2 protein-coding genes are annotated in these 4,709 nt (G+C 69.8%); one reads left to right on the top strand and one right to left on the bottom strand.

The window, feature by feature from the left end:
- Positions 1-106: 106 nt before the first annotated feature.
- A complete protein-coding gene (locus ABZW17_RS46605) occupies positions 107-2,887 on the bottom strand; it encodes a cellulose binding domain-containing protein (RefSeq protein WP_354829437.1) in 2,781 nt (926 codons plus the stop codon).
- A gap of 343 nt (positions 2,888-3,230) precedes the next feature.
- Between ABZW17_RS46605 and ABZW17_RS46600 the strand changes: the two genes are divergently transcribed.
- Positions 3,231-4,574, top strand: a complete 1,344-nt coding sequence (locus ABZW17_RS46600; RefSeq protein ID WP_354829440.1) for a sugar porter family MFS transporter — start codon at positions 3,231-3,233, stop codon at positions 4,572-4,574.
- Positions 4,575-4,709: the final 135 nt, after the last annotated feature.

Below are 4,709 nucleotides of genomic sequence, written 5' to 3'. Positions count from 1 at the left end.
ATCCCCGACTTCACCTGGCCGAACGGGGCGTCCGCACTGGGCGCCGACCTGGCCGCCGGGTTCTAACTCGCCTTACCACTCACGACGAGCGGCGGCAGGACGTGCGTCAGGACGTCGTGCACGCCCGCCCGTTGAGCGAGATCGCGCCCGGCCGGGAGTTCACCATCCCCGAACTCCCGGTGAAGCCGAACTCGGCGCTCCCGCCGGCCGGGATGGTCCGGTTCCAGCCGGCGTCCAGCGCCGTCACCGCCGCCCCGGCCTGGGTGACCTGCGCGTTCCACGCCTGAGTCACCTTCTGGCCGTCGGCGAACGTCCACGTCACCGTCCAGCCGGTCACCGCGGCGGTGCCGGTGTTGCCCACCTTCACCGAAGCCTGGAACCCGCCCTGCCACTGGTTGGTGACGGTGTAGGCCGCCGTGCAGGACCCCGAGGGCACCGGCGTGGTGGTCGTCGTCGGGGTCGTGGGCGTGGTGGGTGTCGTCGGCGTGGTCGGCGTGGTCGGCGTGGTCGGGGTGGTGGGGGTGGTCGTCGTCGGGGGCGGCTGGGTGCCGCCGGACTCGCCCACGATCACGCCCCGGCCGTTCGTGCCCACGTAGACGCGGCCGTACACCCGCGGATCCCCGGTCAGCGCGGCCCCGATGTTGCCGTACTGGTGCTGGTCGTCGTTGATCCGCGTCCACGAGCTCCCGGCGTCGTCCGACCGGAAGATCCCGCGCACCCCGCCGATCTTGGCGATCGTGTACAACGCCGGATACGTCCGGCCGGTGGCCGCCTTGCCGAACCCGACGTTGTCGGCCTCGGCGACGTTCGCCAGTTTCGTGAACGAAGCTCCGGAATCGGTGGAGTGCCAGAGGCCGTACGCCGCGCCGGAACCGCCGGCCAGCCAGATGTCCCCGGTCACCCCGGGCAGCGCCTTGAAGTGCGCGGAGCCGGTCGGCAGCCCGGTGGCCGCGGTCGCGGTGAACGTCGCGCCGCCGTCGGTGCTGACGTAGAACTTCCCGGCGGCGAACCCGTAGAACCGCTTCGGGTCCACGCGGTCGGACTCGACCACCGCGCCGGCCGGGATGCCGGTGGAGGCCGTCCACGACGAACCGAAGCCGACGGAGTAGCTGACGTTCGCACCCTCGGGGCTCCAGACGAACCGGCTGCCGTCGGCGGCCGCGGCCACCGTGCCGCCGCTGGCGTTCCCGCCCGGCTCGGCGCCCTGGAACCAGTTCTTCCCGCCGTCGGTGGAGAAGGCGATCCGGTTGTCGTTCGGCCGCGCGGAACGGTCCAGGGTGCCCACCCGCACGATCGTCGCGGGCGTCAGCTCGGCGTAGTCGAGGCTGGTGGTCGTGGTGAACACCGGCTGCGTGTACATGGTGGCCGGGACCGCGTCGAGGCTGTCGTGGCGGAACCCGCCGATGTCGCCGAGCCCGGACAGCAGGGGAGCACCCGACGGCGGGCTGATCAGGTCGAGCACCGCGGTCTCCTCGAGGCCGCCGACGACCGGCTTGATCGTGATCTTCCCGCCGCTGTCCCACTTCGTGAGGTCGGACGTCCCGTAGACGGTCGCGCCGGTGCCGTAGAGCAGGTGGTCCGAGTCGAAGGGGTCGATCTCCACCGACTCGGTCATCCAGCCCAGCTTCGGTGACGGCACCGGGGGAGCGGGCTGGGTGCCGAAGGTCAGCCACGGCACCGAGGAGATGTCCTGCGTGTAGCGCAGCGACCGGTCGGGGTAGCTGGAGAAGTCCCAGATCCGGGTCCAGGTGGCGCCGCCGTCGGTGCTGCGGAAGAAGATCACGTCCGGCCACCACGACACCTGCGTCGCGACCATCAGCGTGTTCGGGTGCCGGCGGTCGATCGTCAGGCCGCTGTAGCCGAAGTAGTCGTCGGAGCTGTCGGAGGGGATTGGGCTGATCCGCGTCCAGGTGCCGGTCTTGATCGCGTACTTCCAGACGTCGCCCTTCGCGCCGTCGTACGGGCCGCCGGTGTCGCTGGTCGCCAGGTAGAGGTAGCCGCCGGCGCTGTCGACGACGCCCTTGTGCGCCAAGTACCCGGTGGGCTGGCCGGCCAGCCGCGCCCACGTCGTGCCGCCGTCGGTGCTGCGGTAGACGGTGTTCTGCTTGTCCGCGACGCCGACGTAGATCGTCTGCGTGGTGCTGCCGCGGGTACCGGTCGACGGGTCGAACGTCACCCAGGTGACGCCCTCGTTGTCGCTTTGGTAGCCCGTCGTGTCGCTGGGGTCGGGCGCGTAGTTGCCGGGGTTGGGGAAGGCGGTCACCTTCGCCCACGTGACGCCGGAGTCCGTGCTGCGCCACAGGCCGTTGCCGCTGGGCGCGCCGAGGTAGAGGACGCTGTTGCGGTTCGGGTCGATCGCGAGCCGCTCGCCCATGCCGCGGCCGGGCATGTTGCCGCCGAGCTTGAACGGCAGCGCGGCCGCCTGCCAGGTCGCGCCGCGGTCGGCCGACCGCAGGATGGCCCCGGTGTTCGGGTCCCAGCTGTTGGTGTACATCCCGGCGGCGACGTAGACCCGGTTCGGGTCGACCGGGTCGGTGGCCAGGCTGACGACGCCGTTGTGGCCCCAGTCGGTGAAGCCGACCGAGTCCAGCAGCGGGAGCCAGCGCCCGGTGGCGGTGTTCCACCGGTACGCGCCGCCGATGTCGGTGCGGGCGTAGACCAGACCGGGTTCGGTCTGGTTGAAGATGATCCCGGGGACGAACCCGCCGCCGGCGATTTCCGCGTTGCGCCACGTGGTGGCGGCCGCGGCCGGGGCGGCGGGGGAGGCCGGGGCGCCGACCGTGACCGCGAGGGCGGCGGGCAGCAGCACGGCGAGCGCGGAGACGAGGAGCCGTCTCGCTGACCGGGACCGGGACGGGGAATGCGTACTCGGCACGACGTTGTGCACCTTTGCCTCCACACTCTGGGAGCGCTTCCAGAGGGACGGTAAACCAGCGTTCCGAGCGTTGTAAAGTTTCGACGATTTCCGTGCTCCACACTGTCCACAGTGGAATAAACAGTCAGCGCCGCGCGGGGCCATGCCGGGTTTGTCGGAATCACATACGTGAACGGCGATCAGGTTTCTGAATCGTTATCAACGACTGTCTTGCCCGGGTATTTCCGGCGTGTGAATGTGGTGCCGCTGGCTGGACTGGACCTACGAAAGAGGCGACCCGGCAATGACCGATCCGGCAAAAACCGATCCGGCAAGGACGCCGGCAGCACCGGCGCGGCACATCAGCCGGACCACGTTGTACTTCTTCGGCGCACTCGGCGGCATCCTCTTCGGTTACGACCTCGGCGTGATTTCCGGGGTGCTCCCGTTCATCGGGAAACTCTGGGCGCTGACCAGCTGGGACAAGGGCGTGATCACCGCCAGCCTGTCGGTCGGCGCGATCGTCGGCGCGCTGTTCTCCAGTCGTACCAACGAAGCCCTCGGCCGCCGCCGCACCATCATGGTCGCCGCGGCCATCGTCATCGTCGGCACGCTGGCGGCGAGCTTCTCGCCGACGTTCCTGCTGCTGGTGCTCTCGCGCCTGGTGATCGGGCTGGGGATCGGCCTTTCGTCGTCGACCGTCCCGACCTACCTGTCCGAACTGGCGCCGGCCAGGTGGCGGGGCGCGATGGGCGCGCTCAACCAGATCTTCATCGTGCTGGGCATCCTGATCGCGTTCCTGGTGAGCTACTGGCTCGGGCCGATCTCGGCCTGGCGGTGGATGTTCGCCGGCGCGATCGTGCCCGCGGTGGTCCTGCTCGTCGGGCTGGTGTTCCTGCCGGAGACGCCGCGGTGGCTGGTCAAGAACGGCCAGGAGGCCGAGGCCCGGCGGGTGCTGGCCAGCGCGCACGGCAGCAGCGTGAACCTCGACGAGGAGATCGCCACGATCCACGAGGTGATCCGGCTGGACACCGAGGAGAAGCCGCGGATCCGCGACCTGTTCTCCGGGTTCGTGCGGCCGATGCTCGTCGTGGCGCTGCTGCTCGCGATCGGCCAGCAGTTCAGCGGCGTCAACGCGATCAACGCCTACTTCCCGACGATGCTGATCGGGCTCGGCTTCGCCACGCAGGCCGCGCTCCTTTCCGGGGTGCTGCTGGGGGTCACGAAGTTCCTGTTCACCGCGTGGGTCGTGTTCGTGGTGGACCGCTGGGGCCGCAAGCCGTTGCTGCTCATCGGCAACGTCATCATGGTGCTCACCCTGGTGGCGGCCGGGCTCGTGGTGCTGAACGTCCACGACACCGGCACGCGCGGCATCCTGATGCTGGTCATGATGGTGCTGTACCTGGTGGGCTACGAGCTCGGCTGGGGCGCGGTGGTCTGGGTGATGATGTCCGAGGTGTTCCCGCTGAAGTACCGGGCCACCGGGATGGGCGTCAGCAGCGTCGTCCTCTGGGCGGCGACGGGCATCGTGAGCGCGGTGTTCCCGATCATCTCCGACCCGAAGTCGCTCGGCATCGGCGGTTCGATGTTCCTGTTCGCCGGGGTGAACGTGGTCCTGTTCGGGCTGACCAAGTGGCTGGTCCCGGAGACCAAGGGCCGCAGCCTGGAGCAGATCGAGCTCGACCTGCGGGAGCGCCAGGGCGTCGCGGCCAAGAGCTGAACCCGGACCGGAAAGGTCTGCCGTGGCTTGTCGTGAGTGGTAAGGCGGGTTCAGCTCTTGGCCGCGACGCCCTGGCGCTCCCGCAGGTCGAGCTCGATCTGCTCCAGGCTGCGGCCCTTGGTCTCCGGGACCAGC

It is taken from the genome of Amycolatopsis sp. NPDC004625 (genome assembly GCF_040609695.1).
GTDB lineage: Bacteria > Actinomycetota > Actinomycetes > Mycobacteriales > Pseudonocardiaceae > Amycolatopsis.
This window is presented reverse-complemented; position numbering and strand designations above follow the sequence as displayed.